The 18,263-nt window shown below is 41.5% G+C and carries 21 protein-coding genes; 16 read left to right on the top strand and 5 right to left on the bottom strand.

The annotated features are described in order from the left end of the window. Positions 1-83 precede the first annotated feature (83 nt). Entirely contained in the window at positions 84-1,259 is a 1,176-nt protein-coding gene (locus V7L95_RS02505) for a MalY/PatB family protein (protein ID WP_046526556.1), read from the bottom strand. 83 nt (positions 1,260-1,342) lie between these two features. Here V7L95_RS02505 and V7L95_RS02500 point away from each other — a divergent pair, with 83 nt between their 5' ends. Continuing rightward, complete coding sequence (locus V7L95_RS02500; protein WP_340967930.1) at positions 1,343-1,603, top strand: YugE family protein; 261 nt, start codon at positions 1,343-1,345, stop codon at positions 1,601-1,603. On the opposite strand, the gene V7L95_RS02495 is transcribed toward V7L95_RS02500, so the two are convergent. Further along, positions 1,600-2,424, bottom strand: coding sequence for an alpha/beta hydrolase (locus V7L95_RS02495; RefSeq protein ID WP_017367944.1), 825 nt, complete (start codon positions 2,422-2,424; stop codon positions 1,600-1,602). The two genes, V7L95_RS02500 and V7L95_RS02495, sit on opposite strands and share 4 nt — an antisense overlap. A 178-nt stretch (positions 2,425-2,602) precedes the next feature. Here V7L95_RS02495 and V7L95_RS02490 point away from each other — a divergent pair, with 178 nt between their 5' ends. The 3 genes from V7L95_RS02490 to yugI all read left to right on the top strand — a co-directional run bounded on the left by V7L95_RS02490 (position 2,603) and on the right by yugI (position 4,888). Then, positions 2,603-3,103, top strand: coding sequence for an Lrp/AsnC family transcriptional regulator (locus V7L95_RS02490; RefSeq protein ID WP_007500517.1), 501 nt, complete (start codon positions 2,603-2,605; stop codon positions 3,101-3,103). After that, positions 3,104-4,297, top strand: coding sequence for an aminotransferase (locus V7L95_RS02485; protein WP_039169726.1), 1,194 nt, complete (start codon positions 3,104-3,106; stop codon positions 4,295-4,297). 198 nt (positions 4,298-4,495) lie between these two features. Next, a complete protein-coding gene (gene yugI / locus V7L95_RS02480) occupies positions 4,496-4,888 on the top strand; it encodes a S1 domain-containing post-transcriptional regulator GSP13 (protein WP_008345795.1) in 393 nt (130 codons plus the stop codon). Positions 4,889-4,954: 66 nt separating this feature from the next. Here yugI and V7L95_RS02475 read toward each other — a convergent pair whose 3' ends face one another. After that, positions 4,955-5,191 (bottom strand): DUF378 domain-containing protein, encoded by a 237-nt coding sequence (locus tag V7L95_RS02475; protein WP_008345792.1) that lies wholly within the window; start codon positions 5,189-5,191, stop codon positions 4,955-4,957. A 144-nt stretch (positions 5,192-5,335) separates the two neighbouring features. Between V7L95_RS02475 and V7L95_RS02470 the strand changes: the two genes are divergently transcribed. The 5 genes from V7L95_RS02470 to V7L95_RS02450 all read left to right on the top strand — a co-directional run bounded on the left by V7L95_RS02470 (position 5,336) and on the right by V7L95_RS02450 (position 10,038). Then, a complete protein-coding gene (locus V7L95_RS02470) occupies positions 5,336-6,499 on the top strand; it encodes an iron-containing alcohol dehydrogenase (RefSeq protein WP_017358962.1) in 1,164 nt (387 codons plus the stop codon). 119 nt (positions 6,500-6,618) lie between these two features. Continuing rightward, a complete protein-coding gene (locus tag V7L95_RS02465) occupies positions 6,619-7,791 on the top strand; it encodes an iron-containing alcohol dehydrogenase (protein ID WP_125589742.1) in 1,173 nt (390 codons plus the stop codon). Between the two features lie 126 nt (positions 7,792-7,917). Then, a complete protein-coding gene (locus tag V7L95_RS02460) occupies positions 7,918-9,273 on the top strand; it encodes a glucose-6-phosphate isomerase (RefSeq protein WP_024719715.1) in 1,356 nt (451 codons plus the stop codon). A 115-nt stretch (positions 9,274-9,388) separates the two neighbouring features. Beyond that, on the top strand, positions 9,389-9,607 hold the full coding sequence (locus V7L95_RS02455; protein ID WP_048003081.1) for a spore germination protein: 219 nt from the start codon (positions 9,389-9,391) through the stop codon (positions 9,605-9,607). A 29-nt stretch (positions 9,608-9,636) separates the two neighbouring features. After that, on the top strand, positions 9,637-10,038 hold the full coding sequence (locus tag V7L95_RS02450) for a YugN-like family protein (RefSeq protein WP_008345780.1): 402 nt from the start codon (positions 9,637-9,639) through the stop codon (positions 10,036-10,038). Here V7L95_RS02450 and V7L95_RS02445 read toward each other — a convergent pair. Further along, positions 10,035-11,021, bottom strand: coding sequence for a potassium channel family protein (locus tag V7L95_RS02445; protein WP_017367942.1), 987 nt, complete (start codon positions 11,019-11,021; stop codon positions 10,035-10,037). The two genes, V7L95_RS02450 and V7L95_RS02445, sit on opposite strands and share 4 nt — an antisense overlap. A gap of 126 nt (positions 11,022-11,147) precedes the next feature. Here V7L95_RS02445 and V7L95_RS02440 point away from each other — a divergent pair, with 126 nt between their 5' ends. From V7L95_RS02440 to V7L95_RS02415, 6 genes are all read left to right on the top strand, one after another. Then, the gene (locus V7L95_RS02440; RefSeq protein WP_008345775.1) at positions 11,148-11,372 is read left to right on the top strand and encodes a hypothetical protein; all 225 of its coding nucleotides are present in this window, start codon (positions 11,148-11,150) and stop codon (positions 11,370-11,372) included. 80 nt (positions 11,373-11,452) lie between these two features. Next, the gene (locus tag V7L95_RS02435; protein WP_024719711.1) at positions 11,453-12,127 is read left to right on the top strand and encodes a zinc metallopeptidase; all 675 of its coding nucleotides are present in this window, start codon (positions 11,453-11,455) and stop codon (positions 12,125-12,127) included. Between the two features lie 48 nt (positions 12,128-12,175). After that, positions 12,176-13,468 carry a hemolysin family protein gene (locus V7L95_RS02430; RefSeq protein ID WP_007500537.1) on the top strand — a complete coding sequence of 431 codons (1,293 nt, stop codon included), beginning with the start codon at positions 12,176-12,178 and terminating at the stop codon, positions 13,466-13,468. A gap of 135 nt (positions 13,469-13,603) precedes the next feature. Beyond that, positions 13,604-14,005, top strand: coding sequence for a secondary thiamine-phosphate synthase enzyme YjbQ (locus V7L95_RS02425; protein ID WP_008345770.1), 402 nt, complete (start codon positions 13,604-13,606; stop codon positions 14,003-14,005). Between the two features lie 14 nt (positions 14,006-14,019). Beyond that, on the top strand, positions 14,020-15,051 hold the full coding sequence (locus tag V7L95_RS02420; protein ID WP_017358965.1) for a nitronate monooxygenase: 1,032 nt from the start codon (positions 14,020-14,022) through the stop codon (positions 15,049-15,051). A gap of 24 nt (positions 15,052-15,075) precedes the next feature. After that, positions 15,076-15,324: a hypothetical protein gene (locus tag V7L95_RS02415; RefSeq protein WP_017358966.1), complete on the top strand. Its 249-nt coding sequence runs from the start codon at positions 15,076-15,078 to the stop codon at positions 15,322-15,324. A 21-nt stretch (positions 15,325-15,345) separates the two neighbouring features. On the opposite strand, the gene V7L95_RS02410 is transcribed toward V7L95_RS02415, so the two are convergent. Further along, on the bottom strand, positions 15,346-16,086 hold the full coding sequence (locus V7L95_RS02410) for a protein-glutamine gamma-glutamyltransferase (protein WP_008345763.1): 741 nt from the start codon (positions 16,084-16,086) through the stop codon (positions 15,346-15,348). A 156-nt stretch (positions 16,087-16,242) separates the two neighbouring features. On the opposite strand from V7L95_RS02410, the gene V7L95_RS02405 reads away from it, so the two are divergent. Beyond that, complete coding sequence (locus tag V7L95_RS02405) at positions 16,243-18,234, top strand: methyl-accepting chemotaxis protein (RefSeq protein WP_008345759.1); 1,992 nt, start codon at positions 16,243-16,245, stop codon at positions 18,232-18,234. The last annotated feature ends 29 nt before the right edge of the window (positions 18,235-18,263 follow it).

The following is an 18,263-nucleotide window of genomic DNA, read 5'->3' as shown; positions in this document are numbered from 1 at the left end:
ATGTACAAAGTAGATATGATAATAGGAGGGTTTTTTTCTTTAAAAAGAACACCCGTTAGGATGTTCTTTTGATAGAAATGGTTTTATTCGGATGATTGAGTGAATGCTTGATGAAGGCGCTTCAGACCTTCTTTCACTGTTCCGGCAGGACAGCCTAGATTCATTCGAATAAAGCCGTCTCCTTCGTGCCCATATACGTTTCCGAGCTCTAGTATGACCTTGCCCTTTTTCAGCAGATTACGTTTCAATTCTGCTTGAGTGAGCTCATAATTACGAATATCCAGCCACAATAGATAAGAAGCATCTGGTTTCATATAACGCATGCTCGGCAGATATTCATCAATATAATCCATTGCGATCTTCATATTATTTTCGAGATAAAGAACAAGTGAATCAAGCCACTCATCTCCGTGGCGATAGGCCGCCTCCATGGCAGGAATCGCAAAGGCATTCAGTTTAGACAATCCATTTCTTTGCACTTCATTGGTGAAAAGAGTTCTTTTTTCTTCATCAGAAATGATAATGGCAGATGCCTGAAGACCAGCTAAATTAAATGTTTTACTCGGTGCAATACACGTTACCGTGATGTTAGCTATCTCATCAGAAAGGCTGGCAAAAGGCACATGCGGCTGCCCGTAAAGCATCAGATCGGAATGAATTTCATCTGACACGACGGTGACACCGTACTGTACACATAGATCTCCTACACGCTTTAATTCCTCTTTTGACCAAGCTCTCCCTGAAGGATTATGCGGATGACAAAGAAACATTAGCTTTGCTTCTGGTCTGCTTAATTTTTTCTCTAAATCATCAAAATCCATCATGTAGCGGTTGTTTTCTATTTTTAAAGGATTGGTTGAGACGATACGTCCGTTTCTTTCAATCATTTGATAGAAGGGCGTATACACCGGTGACTGAATGACCACTTCATCATTCGGAGCTGTAAAGGCTTGTACCGCAAAACTAAGTGCTGTCACGATACCTGGTGTGAAGGTGACGGCATCTGTTTTTATCGTCCAACCGTGTCTTCTTTTGACCCAGTCAGCTACTGCTTGCTGCGTATCCTGATCCTGAAATGCATAGCCGAATACGCCGTGATCTAATCGTTCTTTTAAAGCATCAAGCACGACTTGGGGCGCTTTAAAATCCATATCTGCTACCCACATTGGCAGCGCATCTGTTGTCAGGAATAAAGACTCTGCTTGATCCCATTTGACTGATTTTGAACCTTTACGTATGATCTGTTCGTCGAAATTCATGAAACCCACCTCTAGCCGTTTTTCAACCATTCTTGGTTGTGCTAAAATAAACATCACAAAATTTATTATAAGCGGTGATCCCCATGAAAGATAGTCAAGCTGTAGAAGAGATGATTCAAATCATTAAGGCATGGGACCCTTTTCAATATGGAGAGGACTTTTACGAAACGGAGCCTGCTGACGTCATCAGTGCCTTATACGACGCAGAAGACCCATTATCTTTCGCGAAAGACATTCAAGCCATTTACCATCACTCATTTGATCAGCTTCTTCCGATGGAAAGCTGCCAGCATATCGCAAATCAGCTTTTTGTCATAAGAGAAGGTAACTCCTGCTCGCTTTAAGACAGGCTGAAATGACCAATTTGATCAGACACAAAGACCGGATTTTCCTCAGGGATGAGGTGCCCGGTTTTTTTTAATGCGTGCAAGGTTGAATGCGGTAGATCCTTGTGCAGTCTTTCGCCAATTTGAATAGGAACGATCCGGTCTTCCTCCCCCCAAATCAGCAGGACAGGTGTCTCCATTTTCTTTAAGACATCTGACGCTAAATCGCCTTCCCTGTGCCGAATCAAACGAAAAATACCTCTGAAAATTTGGTCATCTGAAAAAGGCTTTAAATATCCGTCCACCATCTCTTGATCAATAATCGAATGATCATGCACAACAGCGGTTAAATTCTTCATAATACCTTGCTTGAACAACTTTCTTTTTAAATAAAGATAAAAATAAGGAATATATGTGCTGTAAACAAGCGACTTTTTGGACTTATTCATATACCCTGAGCTGCACAAAAGAACAGCTTTTTCAAATAGGTCGGGACGCTCAGATGCAGCATATAAAGCAATTTGTCCCCCCATGGAATGCCCCACGAGGATCGCATGCTGAATCTGCAAATAACCAGCTAGTTCAATAATGATTTTTGCCATGTTGCGATAGCTGTAAATGAACGTATTCGATTTTTCGGACTGCCCGAATGGAGGCAGATCAATCGCAATTAAATTGAAGTCTTGTTTCAGAAGCGGGATGAGCTTTCGATAGCTGAAGGTAGATGAGAAAAGGCCGTGAATCAAAATTAATGTCTTCTTACCTTCATTTGGATAGTGTTCGTAATAGATATCTAAACCGAATTTACTTTTCATATAGGATGGCTGTACAATGTCCACACTCATCAACTCCGATATTTGATACTCACTCTCTGTTAGGTGACTGTATTGTACCCTAAAAAGTGGATTTTAGACTACGATTAGAATCTTTTCCCTGCTTAGCATAATGGGAAAAACGTGCTATAATGTTCAGAAGATTTTTTAAAACTAGCTTTTTACAATCAGAGGTGTGAAATCAATGAAACTAACCGAAAAAGAAACTGAAATATTAGAGATTTTAGATGAAAACAGCCGCGCCGATTTAAATACAATTGCAAAAATGGCAGGTGTGACATCAGAAGAAGCAGAAGCCATTATTCAAAAGCTCGAAGATCAAAAAGTCATTATTGATTATTCGACCATGATTGACTGGCGAAAAGTAGACGGACACGAAGGCGTTACAGCGATGATTGATGTGAAAGTGACCCCAAAAAGAGGCGTCGGTTTTGATGAAATTGCTGAACGCATTTACAGGTTCCAAGAAGTGGAGTCCGTGTATTTAATGTCAGGCGTGTATGATTTATCTGTTGTGATCAGAGGAAGATCCATGTCTGATATCGCCCGCTTCGTATCTGAAAAATTATCGACACTTGATTCTGTTGTTTCAACCACTACCCACTTTATTTTGAAAAGATATAAGCATGATGGGAAAGTCTTTGAAACAGGGGACGATGACAAAAGAATCGTGGTGTCTCCTTAAATGAAAAAGTCTTATTTATCTGAAACGGTACAAAGCATTCAGCCGTCAGGTATTCGGAAATTCTTTGATTTGGCAGCCACAATGGAAGGGGTTATTTCCCTCGGGGTCGGCGAACCGGATTTCGTGACAGCTTGGAATGTGAGAGAAGCCAGTATTATGTCTTTAGAGCAAGGACTGACCTCTTATACAGCAAATGCTGGGTTGCTCTCTTTGCGAAAAGAATTGAGCCATTATTTATATAAGCGGTTTCACATTGAGTACAGTCCTGAAGAAGAACTCATTATTACCGTTGGCGGCAGCCAGGCGCTTGATTTGGCCTTTCGCGCCATTTTAAACAACGGGGACGAAGTAATCATCCCAGAGCCTTGTTTCGTCGCATATGGGGCTCTTACGACACTTGCGGGCGGTGTACCGGTTTATTTAAGTACATCGGCTGAAAAAGATTTTAAAGCCGATTCTGCTGATCTTCGTACGAAGCTGACGCCGAAAACAAAAGCCATCTTGCTATGCTCTCCATCAAACCCAACAGGGTCTGTTTACTCGAAAGAAGAGCTTGAAGATATTGCTCAGTTTGCAAAGGAGCATGATCTTTTAATCATCACAGATGAGATTTATGCAGAGCTGACGTACGATGAAGCTTTTACGAGCGTAGCGGCGATTCAAGATATGAAGGAAAGAACGATTTTGATTTCAGGCTTTTCCAAAGGGTTCGCTATGACGGGTTGGCGCTTAGGCTATGTGGCAGCACCCCCAGTCCTCCGTGATGCCATGCTGAAAATACATCAATATTCTATGATGTGTGCACCGGCTATGGCACAATATGCCGCAGAAGAAGCATTAAAAAATGGACTTGAGGATGTGGAGAAAATGAAGAAAAGCTACAGAAGGCGCCGTAATTTGTTTGTCGGCTCTCTCAATGAACTTGGACTCACTTGCCACCAGCCAAACGGAGCGTTTTACGCTTTCCCGTCCATTAAAAGCACAGGCATGACTTCAGAACAATTTGCCGAGGAGCTGCTGCTTAGCGAGAAAGTAGCGGTTGTCCCTGGAAATGTATTCGGTCCAAGTGGTGAAGGACATATTCGCTGTTCATATGCATCATCACTCGATCACTTGCAGGAATCACTTTCAAGAATCCAGCGTTTTTTGCAGAATAGACAAGTGAAAGAAGAGGCACCTGCTATCTTAAAATAAAAAAAGGCATCAATCCATCTGGATTCATGCCTCTCAAATTAGGGGGGAATACTAGAAAGCATTCTTGTTTTCAGGTATTCCCCCTTTTGAACGGATCTAAACCCAATTAAAAAATATTTTGCGTAAAAGACCGTTCTGTGATATAGTTTTTAATTGCGTATAAACGAATATTAAAACATTTATTTAGGAGTTGTTATCATGGCGACAAAGTTTGAAGTAGGCAGTGTTTACACTGGTAAAGTAACAGGATTACAAGCGTATGGTGCGTTTGTTGCATTAGATGAAGAAACTCAAGGACTTGTGCACATTTCTGAAGTGACACACGGTTTTGTAAAAGACATCAACGAGCACCTTTCAATTGGTGACGAAGTACAAGTGAAAGTTCTTTCTGTTGATGAAAATGCTGGTAAAATCAGCCTTTCTATCCGTGCAACGCAAGAAGCACCTGAAAGAAAAGAAAGCAAACCAAAGAAACAAAGACCACAGCAAGTGAAAGAAGAAGCTGCTGCACCACAAGGTTTCAATACACTGAAAGATAAACTTGAAGAGTGGATTGAGCAATCAAACCGTAAAGACCTTATCAAGAAATAAAAAAAGCACCGCTTCAAACGGTGCCTTAGGCTGCCTCATAGGCAGTCTTTTTTTATGTCTTTTTCATTAGCGGACCTCTGGATTTGGCTCGTCACGGCGGACAGCTTCTTCACTAGGTTTGAACAACAGACCAAGATTGACAAGACCTGCAATTCCAACAAGACCATAAATAATACGTGATAATGCAGCACCTTGACCGCCAAAGATCGCTGCTACTAAGTCAAATTGAAAAAAGCCGATTAGTCCCCAGTTAATAGCACCGATAATCGTGAGCACGAGGGCAATACGCTGAATAGCACTCATCGTGATTCCTCCTTTCGCTACAGTATCAATACATTTATATTTTGCAGATTTTTAGCCAAACTATGCGTAAGAAAATGGATGAAAGCAAATTACTTTACTTTTGGAATGAAAGAGGCGCATAATGTAGCGCGAGGAGGAGATCACATGGATCGATTTACTTATTGGAACCCAACGAAATTAATTTTTGGAAAGGGAGAAGTATCAGCCCTTTCAGATGAACTAAAACACTACGGAAAAAACGTATTGCTTGTATATGGTGGAGGCAGCATTAAACGAAATGGCCTTTATGACCAAGTTGTCAGCATTTTAAAAGAATCAGGAGCTGCAATCACTGAGCTTGCTGGTGTTGAGCCAAACCCGCGCTTAACAACAGTTAGAAAAGGGGTTGAGCTTTGCAAAGAGAACCAAATTGATTTTATTTTGGCAGTCGGCGGCGGTAGTGTCATTGACGCAACCAAAGCGATCGCAGCTGGTGCGAAATACGATGGAGATGCTTGGGATATCGTCACTCGTAAGCATGTCCCAATGGAAGCCATCCCATTTGGTACAGTATTAACACTTGCCGCGACAGGTTCTGAAATGAACTCTGGCTCCGTCATCACAAACTGGGAAACAAATGAGAAATACGGATGGGGCAGTCCAGCTGTCTTCCCTAAATTCTCTATTCTTGACCCAGTCAATACATTTACTGTGCCAAAAAACCATACGATTTATGGCATGGTCGACATGATGTCTCACGTGTTTGAACAATATTTCCATCACACGGAGAATACACCTTACCAAGATCGTATGTGTGAAGGACTTCTTCGTACGGTCATTGAAACAGCACCAAAGCTGATCAATGATTTGGAAAACTATGAGCTTCGTGAAACGATTTTATTCACAGGCACCATTGCACTGAATGGAATGCTTTCAATGGGCGCACGCGGAGACTGGGCATCTCACAATATTGAGCATGCGGTATCCGCGGTGTATGACATCCCTCATGCAGGCGGACTTGCGATCTTGTTCCCAAACTGGATGAAACATGTCATTCAAGAAAACCCAGGTCGCTTCAAACAATTAGCAGTGCGTGTATTCGATGTAGACCCTGCGGGCAAAACAGACGAAGAAGTTGGCTTAGAAGGAATCGAAAAACTTTCTGCTTTCTGGACAAGTTTAGGAGCACCAAACCGTTTAGCTGACTATGACATCAACGATGAGAAAATTGATCTGATTGCAGACCGTGCAATGGCACGTGGTGAATTTGGCCAATTTAAAAAGCTGAACAAGGAAGATGTTCTAGCTATTCTAAACGCTTCTTTATAATCGAACATGGAAAAGATAGCTGCTTTTAAGCAGTTATCTTTTTTGAGTTCTGCATGTACATATGTTACAGTAGTCTTTCATGTTTTTGGATATATATGTTTTAAGGAGATGTAGAACAGATGGAGAACTTTATTTACTATAATCCAACGAAATTAATGTTTGGAAAAGGACAACTAGACGGACTAAAAAGCGAACTCGCTCGTTATGGAAAACGAGTGCTTCTTGTATATGGTGGAGGCAGTATTAAGAAAAATGGTCTTTATGATAAAGTAATCAGCGCTTTAAATGAAGCAGAGGCTGACGTATTTGAACTGTCAGGAGTTGAACCGAACCCTCGTCTCACTACAGTGCAAAAAGGGATCGATATTTGCCAAAATGAGAACATTGATTTCTTATTAGCAGTTGGTGGGGGAAGTGTCATCGACTGTACAAAAGCCATTGCAGCTGGAGCTGAATATGACGGGAATGTTTGGGATATTATTTCAAAGAAAACGACCGCTCAAAAAGCACTGCCATTTGGCACAGTATTGACACTTGCAGCGACAGGCTCAGAAATGAATCCGGATTCTGTGATCACGAACTGGGAAACAAATGAAAAGTACGTGTGGGGCAGTTCAGTCACGCACCCTGCTTTTTCAATTTTAGATCCTGAGCACACATATTCTGTGCCAGAGAATCAAACGGTGTATGGCATGGTTGATATGATGAGCCATGTATTTGAACAATACTTCCATAACGTCAAAAACACGCCTCTACAAGATCGGATGTGTTTTGCTGTTCTTCAAACAGTCATCGAGACAGCACCAAAGCTACTTGAAGACTTACAAAACTATGAGCACCGTGAAACCATCCTTTATGCAGGAACAATTGCTTTAAATGGCACGCTGCAAATGGGCTATTTTGGCGACTGGGCATCACATACGATTGAGCATGCAGTATCAGCAGTCTATGACATTCCGCATGCAGGTGGACTTGCGATCCTCTTCCCAAACTGGATGCGTCATACACTTGATCATAATGTCGAACGTTTTAAAAACCTCATGTTGAACATGTTTGACATTGAGACAGAAGGAAAATCGGATCGTGACATTGCATTAGAAGGAATCGACAAGCTGTCAGCCTTCTGGACAAGCCTAGGTGCACCGAGCCGTTTAGCGGATTATGATATTGGTGAAGATCAACTGGACAAAATTGCTGATATCGCAGCAAAAGAAATGGAATATGGCGGTTTTGGTAACTTTATGAAACTAAACCGTGATGACATTTTAGCGATTTTAAAAGCTTCTTTATAATTTGGATGGCCGCTTCTCTTTATGAGGAGCGGCTTTTTGCTGCATCAATGACGATCACTTGATTTCAATAGCTAGTTCCGCTAAAGTGAAAGGGACAGAACTAACGTAATGGAGGGCTTACAAGCGATGACACATATTCAATTTGACTACTCGAAAGCGTTACCTTTCTTTCAAGAACATGAGCTTACATATTTAAAAGATTTTGTGAAGGTGGCCCATCATAATATTCATGAACAAACGGGTACTGGCAGTGATTATTTAGGTTGGGTTGACTTACCGAAGCAATATGATCGCGAAGAATTTGCCCGCATTAAAAAAAGTGCAGAAAAGATTAAATCTGATTCTGATGTATTACTCGTTGTTGGAATTGGTGGTTCTTATCTTGGCGCACGTGCGGCCATTGAGTTTTTAAACCATTCTTTCTATAATAGTTTGCCAAAAGGCAAACGCAAAACACCGCAAATCATCTTTATTGGAAACAACATCAGTTCTTCTTATTTAACAGATGTAATGGATCTGCTAGAAGATGCCGATTTCTCCATTAATGTGATTTCAAAATCTGGTACAACAACAGAGCCAGCCATTGCGTTCCGTATCTTTAAAAAGCTCCTTATCGAAAAATATGGTGCTGAAGAAGCGAAAAAACGCATCTATGCGACAACTGACAAGGCACGCGGGGCACTCAAAACATTAGCAACTGAAGAAGGCTATGAATCATTTATCATCCCTGATGACGTCGGCGGACGCTATTCCGTCTTAACAGCAGTTGGTCTATTGCCAATCGCTGTAAGCGGTGCAGACATTGATCAAATGATGGAAGGTGCTGCGAAAGCAAGTGAAGACTTCGCTTCATCTGAGCTCTCAGAAAATGCGGCTTATCAATATGCGGTTGTCCGTAATGTTCTTTACAATAAAGGACGGACAATTGAAATGCTGATTAACTATGAGCCAGGATTACAATACTTTGCAGAATGGTGGAAGCAGTTATTCGGCGAAAGTGAAGGGAAAGATGAAAAAGGAATCTATCCTTCATCTGCCAACTTCTCAACGGATCTTCATTCACTTGGACAATATGTACAAGAAGGAAGAAGAGACTTGTTTGAAACTATCGTGAATGTAGATAAGCCACGACATGAACTTGTCATCGAAGCAGAAGAACAAGACCTTGATGGGTTAAACTATCTTGCAGGAAAAACGGTTGATTTCGTCAATAAAAAAGCATTTGAAGGCACAATGCTTGCTCATACTGATGGAAAAGTACCGAACCTGATTGTGACGATTCCTGAAATGGATGCTTATACATTCGGATATCTCGTGTACTTCTTCGAAAAAGCATGTGCGATGTCTGGGTATTTACTAGGCGTCAATCCATTCGACCAACCTGGAGTAGAAGCGTATAAAGTGAACATGTTTGCTTTATTAGGAAAACCGGGCTTCGAAGAGAAAAAGGCAGAACTTGAGAGCCGTCTCAAACAATCATAAGAATAAAAGGCACATCTTTGCATAAGATGTGCCTTTTTTTATGTTCTCATGGTGTCAGTGCAAGCCTCCCTAAGCTTTGTACATAGAATAATCAATGGAGGAGGTTGATGAAGCGATGAGAACAAATCATATTTATATCCATGACATTTCCGGGCAGGCCATCGTTAATTTTGGGAATGTTGGGCGGATTTGTCCAATGAGAGCTACGAAAGAAACATCAGGAGCGGGCAGTGCGAACGAAACAAATGCATCATCCAGCCAGGCCTTATTTGATGCTGCTTTTACAAACAATGTGCAAATCACGAAAGGCAAATGTATGAATTCCTCTCTTTAACGAACCCTATACAAAAAGGAGGGTTCTGTATGATTCATGTACCATCTAGGCTAACTGGTGAAAGCTTTTCACTGTACCATTTAGAAGAAAACATGAAGCCGCTCGGATATGTCATTAATGGGAATTGGGATTATGATCATGGATATTTTGATTATAAAATTGACAACCGTGACGGCTATACCTTTCTCAGAGTTCCGTTTACAGCCGAGAAAGGACAGCTGGATCAGCCAGGCGTTGTGGTGAAAATGGGACATCCATTTCTCTTAAAGCATGTCTATCAAGATAAATTAGATGACCATGCGATGGTTGGAAATGTAGGGGCATCTTTTAACCAATTCCAAGAACCGAAAGAGAAAGACGGAGATGTGTCAAAGGCTTATGCCGAAATTGGCTTTTCACTCGTCAAAGAATTAGAAGATGCACTGCTTTAAAAGCTGATCAGCTCATCCTCTGGATGAAGCTCATATCCAAAAGGAGGATTCATCATGGGTCCTTCTTTTTTTTGTACGCCTACAATGATGACATGGTGCTCTAGAAAGTGATGAAGTGCCGTTAAGAATGTCTCTCCAGCTAATGAAGCCGGTACTGGAATGATGGTGATCTGTTTATGGAGGGTCATGTTTCTTTTGATTTTTAACGCCATGAGCTGTTCTTTTAAAAGAAAATGCTCCACCATTAAATGATTCACGGCATCAGAAGTATGGATGACTTGATTGGCTCCAGCCCGCTCAGCATTTTTCACATAGCGATCGGTTAAAATTTCAATTAAACAATATAACGAAGGATTTAATCCTTTTGCCGCAAGCAAGGTTAAGACACTCTGCATATCAGCCGTCACTTCATTTTCATGCTGGTCGGCGGTAATCATCAATGTATCAGCACTCATAATATTTGCTCTGCGAAGTGTGGCATCCTCTGTACCATGGCCTTTAATAAAATGGACATTCTCTAAAAGAGGTCCTTCCTTTAAGGAATCATCAATGAGTACAATCGGCATGGCGGGATCAATGGTTTGAAACGATTGAAGCAGTTTGTTCGTTTTCTCATTCCAGCCGACAATGATGAGATGTCCCTTCCCCTTGAAAGCCACCTTCCCCTCTACATAATGGTGCTGTTTGCTAAATACAGCGGCAGCAAGCGTGGCAAAATAAGCCGTTACAAAGCTTGCCCCGATCAGAATTAGCGCCATACCTGCGATTTGTCCGGGCATGGTTTGCGGCACAAAATCACCATAGCCTACCGTCGCGACTGTAATGAGAGCCCACCAGATCCCATCAAAGATCGTATGATACTGCTTTGGTTCAAGTATGACGATTAATTGTCCAAAAAAGAGAAGCAAGAAACAGATGATGATCGCAATGCGAACATAAAGAGGCCATCTTAGCCATGAAATGAAGATACGGTTTGATTTCATCGAACTCGTCCTTTCAGGGAGACTGCTAATGTCAGTATGCCCGATTAGGAAACAATTTTTCATCATCGTCATGTATTGAAATAGAACCCATATCTTAAAATAAGAGAGAAGAAGGAGGGAATGCGAATGTCGTTTGTTCAAAAGACCGTACTTCTTTTTATCGGCGCCCACTTTTTATCATCTGCGGTGATTTTACTCGTGTTTGATTTAAATGCGGTGAACCATTTCATGAATGATTTCTCGTGGCTTCGTTTTTTTCAAGACCTATATGGAACGGTGACATTTTATACAGCATGCATCGGAATGTTCTTCTTTTTCATTGGTGTAGTGATTCCACTTAAAAAGACCTAGTGCTTTTTGCTGTACACGTTACATAAAAGTCATTAAAATTGTAAATAAATATATAAAATAAAAGGAAGCTGATGAGCATGCTGTTTTTTTATTTTTTAACATTTGCCGCATTGGGATTGTCTTTTTGGGCACAATTTAAAGTAAAGAATAATTTTGAAAAGTATTCAAAGGTTGAAGCTGCCAGTATGAAAACAGGTGCTGAAACCGCTCGATATATTTTAGATCGCAACGGGTTATACGACGTACCCGTTGAACCGGTAAGAGGAACTTTGACTGATCATTACGACCCGACGCAGCGTGTGGTTCGTTTATCTGAACCAGTGTATTATGGCCATTCCATTTCGGCCATTTCAGTCGCATCACACGAGGTTGGACATGCCTTGCAGCATCAGGAATCCTATGGTGCGCTTGTCTTGAGACATAAGATCTTCCCTGTCGTGAACTTTGCATCTGGTGTTGCCCCGCTTCTTTTCCTAGGTGGATTATTGCTCGGCAGCCTTAACTTAATCGGGCTTGGGATCGTTCTGTTCTCAGCTGCTGTGTTCTTTCAGCTAGTGACATTGCCTGTTGAGTTTAACGCAAGTTCTCGTGCAAAGAATATCATTGTTTCAGAAGGAATCATTAGAAGCAGTGAAGAAAGAGGCGTGAACAAGGTGTTAAATGCTGCAGCTCTTACGTACGTAGCAGCGGCCCTTGTCTCCCTGTTTGAATTGCTCCGTTTTGTAATGATCTTCCTAAATGGCCGTAATGATTAATTGACGCCAGAGGAGGTGAGCCCTTACCCGTGTTAGGTAAGGGTTTTTTTGTATATTTTAAACGTATTTTTAGTCCTATTACTCATTGCTGCGACAGCATTTTTTGTTGTCACTGAATTTGCGATTGTGAAAATTAGAGGCTCAAAAATCAATCAGCTGATTGAAAGCGGTGATAAGAGAGCCATTCATGTTCAAAAACTGACAACCAACCTTGATGAATATTTATCTGCCTGTCAGCTTGGTATTACCATCACGGCATTAGGCTTAGGGTGGTTAGGGGAGCCAACAGTGGAACATTTCCTGCATCCGCTTTTTGAAAAGGCAGGGCTTCATTCCGCTTTGACAGACATCATATCGTTTATCATTGCCTTTGTGATCATTACGTTTTTGCATGTTGTCGTTGGGGAACTTGCTCCCAAAACGATTGCCATTCAAAAGGCAGAAGCCGTCAGTCTTGTGACGGCAAAACCTCTTATTTTTTTCTATAAAGTCATGTATCCGTTTATTAAAGCATTAAATGGGGCTGCACGAGGCATTGTGAAATTATTTGGTTTTCATTCTGTCAAAGAACATGAAGTGGCGATCAGTGAGGAAGAATTGCGTCTCATCCTGTCTGAAAGCTACGAAAAGGGCGAGATCAACCAATCTGAATACAAATATGTCAATAAAATATTTGAATTTGATAACCGAGTGGCGAGAGAGATCATGATCCCGCGCACAGAAATCTCTGCCATTGAAATTGAACAGAGCTTGGAAGACGTGACGCATTATATGCTGAACGAAAGGTATACACGTTATCCTGTCATTAAAGAAGATAAAGATCATGTCATTGGTGTGATCAATAGCAAAGACGTATTTAAAGCAAGTTTTCTCAATCAAGAGGTGTCCATTGAAGACTTAATGCGCCCTGTTATTCGTGTCATTGAAAGTACACCGGTTCAAGAACTGCTGATTTTGATGCAAAAGGAACGGATTCATATGTCGGTGCTTGTAGATGAATACGGCGGAACAGCAGGTCTCGTCACAGTTGAAGACATATTAGAAGAAATTGTGGGGGAGATTCGGGACGAATATGATCAAGATGAAACCCCTCATATTGTGAAAAAAGGTGACTTTCATTATGTGATGGATGGGAAAGCCTTGATCGATGAAGTAAATGATTTATTGGATTTAGCGATTGAAAATGATGATGTTGATACAATTGCAGGGTGGATGATGACGCATAAAATTGATTTTGACATTGGAGATATCATTGAAGCAGAAGGCTGTGAATTTAAAATTGTCGATGCAGAAGATCATCATATTCGAACCATAGAAGTAAAAAAGGTTCACTTTTCCTAAAAACCTCGGAGCTATTGACGAGGTTTTTTTGCTTGGTAAACTTTAGGTAAGAAGATTTGTTTCTGCCAACCGGCAGTGATTGGTTTCACATAAAAAGGGTATGGTTTTATAGACATGATCAAAAGGAGCAGAGAAATGAAAAAAATCAACGTACAAACAGACAAACACGATGACATGATAGACATTACCCATGAAGTTCAGCAATATGTCCGGGAAACTGGGATTCAAAACGGAACGGTTATGGTCTATTGTCCACATACGACGGCTGGAATCACCATTAATGAAAATGCCGACCCAGACGTCAAACGAGATATGCTGCGCCGGCTTGACGAAGTCTTTCCGTGGGAACATCCAAAAGATCGTCATATGGAAGGCAACACAGCAGCACACATGAAAGCTAGTTATGTGGGGGCATCTCAGCACGTTCTTGTCCATCATGGTGATCTTGTGCTTGGAACGTGGCAGGGAATCTATTTTTGTGAGTTTGACGGACCGAGACATCGTCACTTTTATATACAGGTGTCAACTAACGAGTAAGGAGCGGGGAGAAGATGGGAGAATTCACAGCGTTACTTCAAATTGAACATGGCATCATCCAAGCACCAATGGCAGGAGGAGCGGTGACGTCGCAGCTTGTCGCCGCTGTTTCACAATATGGCGGTCTCGGTAGCTTAGCAAGTGGTTATGTACAGCCAGAAAAGATGAGGCAGCAAATCAGACAGGTCAAACAGCTGACATCTCGTCCATTTCAAGTGAATGTGTTTGTCCCTGAACCCATTTCAGAAACGAAAACAGAAGATGTATCATTTTGGACAGACCGGCTGCCTGTCATACAAGAAGCACAGATGATCCCTAGAGAAGAAGAATTATGGAAGGACTATGAACAAAAAATCAAGATTCTTCAAGAAGAAGAAGTCCCAGCTGTGTCGTTTACATTTGCCTGTCCAAACGAACAAACAATTCATCACCTGAAACAAAAGGGGATCTTTCTCATCGGAACAGCTACAACAAAAGAAGAAGCACTACTTTTAGAAGAAAAAGGAATGGATGCCGTTGTCCTGCAGGGAAGTGAAGCAGGAGGGCACCGAGGCACCTTCTTACCTTCAAAGGGAGATGCTCTGCAGGGACTTTTCTGCCTGATCAGTGATGTCAGATCCGTCTGTCATATCCCATTGATCGCCGCTGGAGGGATCACAGACCGGACCACTATGAAAGCAGCACTAGCACTTGGAGCGGATGCGGTTCAAATAGGGACACGATTTTTAGCGAGTCAAGAAAGTGCTGCGGCAGATGTTTACAAAAAGGCGCTGTTACAGGCAGAAGGCAGTGAAACAGCGATGACACGGCTTTTCTCTGGAAAAAAAGCCAGAGGCATTGTCAATCAGTGGATGGAGGAAGAAAGACGAAATGAAGACCGGGTTCTCCCCTATCCCATACAGCATGTATGGACAACACCGATGCGAAAAGCGGCAGCTGCTGCAGGAAACCGAGAACAAATGGCTCTTTGGGCAGGTCAGGGGGTTGGCCGCATTCTCTCGATTTTAACCGTTGAAGAGATCATGCATGAACTCACGCAGAAATAATTTGATAATGGGTGGTGTGACAGGATGGAAATCTTAAAACATTCATATCGGAAAAAAGGACAAATTGAATTTCTATTTGATGATTTTCCGCACTCCCCTGCCGTCCTTACCCCCATTCGTCATTACTATTTCGTTCGTTATGTCAAATGGAATCAGCACGACCCTCCAGTCACAAGAAACGATCTAGAAGAAATGGAAATCCTAGCAAACACAATGCTTGGCACGCTCCATGATTACCGCAAACGCAAGGCATACAAAGGCCCCTTGTCATAACCTATAGACAAGAGGCCCTTTTTAGCTACCAAACATTTGCCTGAGATAAATAACATCCATCCTAGTAGTCTGCGGCAGTAAATAAGCGGACTGAACAGCCCCTGGCCGTCTTCTGGCATTTAATTTATCGATAATCTCTGCAGCTGTTAAGATCCCAAGCCCATGCCCATAATATTGATCTTCCCCTAAGTAAATCACATTTTCTCCGCGCCATTGAGACTGTTGATAGCTAAACTCTGGATTCTCGAAATATAGGCAATCCCCATAAATAAAATCATTTCCGCGCTCTGTATAAATGGATAATGTATCATAGTGCCAGTCATACAGCGTTAAACTTCTAAGTCTTCGATTGAACTTCTCGTCTCCTACCGTTTGCAGGACTCCCATATAAAACACAATGACAATCGCTGTGGCACATTCAAAGGCATATTTTGAGCCATTTTCAAAGATGTCTTTAATCCCCGTAGATGGCTCGACTTGATAGCGCAGTTCTAACGCTCCGGCCTCTGATACACGCCAATAGGCGTCATTCGCACGGGACCTTTGAAAGATAGCAAATGAGGCACCGCTCTTGTTCAAATCTCTTGCCGCATTCATGATATTCGATCGTAAAGTCACCTCAAATAACAAATCAGATGCCTGCCTATAACGGAACGTATCATTTGAGGCTTGTAATTGCATCAAAATAATCCGCTTTTGTCCTTCTAGCTGAAACGATGCCAGCTGCTCATTTGTCACTGGCTGTCCTGAAAGGATAATCATATGAAAAGCGCCCCCTTTTGTATTAGCGTATGCGGGATGCTTGGGCAAGGAATCAATTTGTGAAAATAAACAAAAAGGCATCCTTTTTATTTGAAAAACATGAAAATAATATGAAGCTGTCCGATATAAAACATAACGTTTAAAAGGAGGAAAAACATGAAAAGTATCATAAAATGGTTGAAAAAACCATCGATTTCTAAAAGGCTGATTATTTCATTCACACTTGTTCTCGTCTTGCCTATCATTACACTCAGTACGATTTCATATCAGATTGCCAAAGAAGAATTAGATCATGAAATCATGTACGGAGCCAACGCAAGAGTCAATGAGCTGAATGACATGATCGAGCAAAAGCTCTTGAATAAGGAGAACGCAGTCAAACTGTTTACCGAAACATCCAGTGCTGCAGACTTTAAAAAGAAAAACCAGGACGAACTGTATGAGCATTTTGAGATATACAGTAAAATCAATGAAGATGATGTAGTTGGATTTTATGCAGCAAGTAAAAATCGTGATTTTATTCAGTTCCCTAAAGTGGACATGCCAAAAGGCTATGATCCAACAACTCGTGATTGGTATAAAGCGGCGATGCAGGACGAAAAAGGCGAACCTGTGGTCACCAATCCATACATCTCTGCCACAACAAACGGCATGGTTGTCACAATCGCTCAGCGTCTGAAGGACGGGTCGGGAGCCATTGGGATTGATATTGATGTTCAAGATATCGTCGATAAAATCAAAGATATTAAAATTGGACGAGAAGGATATCCAATTATTGCAAATAAAAACAAACAGATTGTAGCTCACCCAGAAGAAAAATCAGGCTCTGCAGTTACAGAAAATATTTCATCAATCCTTTACAGCGGCAAAGAAGGAACATCAACTTATGAGAATAAAGGAGAGCAAAAACGCCTCGTTTTTGTGACAAATGATTTAACAGGTTGGAAAATTGCTGGAACGATGTTTGTATCAGAAACAGAAGAAGCAGCACAGCCAGTTTGGAATTCTGCCATTATTCTTTTAATTTCTTCTTTTATCCTTGGCGGTATTGCGATCTTCTTTATCGTTCGCTCCATCACAATTGGACTTAGAAGGCTTGTTGATTTCTCAGAAAAGGTGAGTGAAGGGGATCTAACGGAAACCCTCGAAACCAAATCGAAGGATGAAATAGGAGACCTCACAAGAAGCTTTAGTAAGATGAGTGAATCTTTGCGTGAAGTTATTCGAGCGGTCCAGCAATCTGTCGACAATGTGGCTTCAGCTTCAGAAGAGCTGACTGCTAGTGCCAGCCAAACAAGTCAGGCGACAGAGCATATCACCATGTCGATTGAACAATTCTCAAATGGGAATGAAGCACAAAATGAGAAAGTCGAATCTAGCACGAATCAGCTTGTCGCAATGAATGAAGGATTACAAGGTATGTCACAAACTTCATCAGAAGTGACTGCTGTCTCCATTCAATCGACAGAAGCGGCTGGACAAGGCGGACGTATCGTTGAAAGCACAGCGAATCAAATGAAACATATCGACACATCTGTACAAGAAGCAGAACAAGTCATGAAAGAATTAGAATACAAGTCTAAAGATATTACGAGCATTTTAAATGTCATTAATGGCATCGCAGATCAAACGAATTTACTTGCACTCAATGCAGCCATTGAAGCAGCAAGAGCAGGTGAATCAGGGCGCGGCTTCTCTGTCGTAGCAGAGGAAGTCAGAAAACTAGCGGTCCAATCCGCAGATTCAGCGAAAGAAATTGAAAAGCTGATCCAAGAAATTGTGTTGGAAATTTCCAAATCTCAAGAGATGTTCAAAGCTGTTAACCGAGAAGTAAATGCAGGACTTGGGATGACAGAAGAAGCAAAAGAAAGCTTCCAAAACATCTATGAGGCGGCAGAAGGTATGTCGAAAAAGCTCACTCAATTAAATGATACAGCGGTTGACCTATCAAGCGGATCAAAACTTGTGTCACAAGCTATGCAGGAAATGCGTCAAGTTTCAAGAGAAAGTGCGGCGAACATTCAAGATATTGCGGCATCTGCTGAAGAACAATTGGCATCTATGGAAGAAATTTCGTCCTCTTCTGTCACACTTGCCAATATGGCTGAGGAGCTAAAAGAGCTGACAAGTCAATTTAAAATTGATTAAAAAACGATGAAAAAATATCCAGAATTGTC

It is taken from the genome of Bacillus sp. PPSBB_11, assembly GCF_038023285.1.
GTDB lineage: Bacteria > Bacillota > Bacilli > Bacillales > Bacillaceae > Bacillus > Bacillus altitudinis.
Note: the sequence above shows the minus strand (reverse complement) of the source record. Positions and strands in the feature narration are given on the sequence as shown.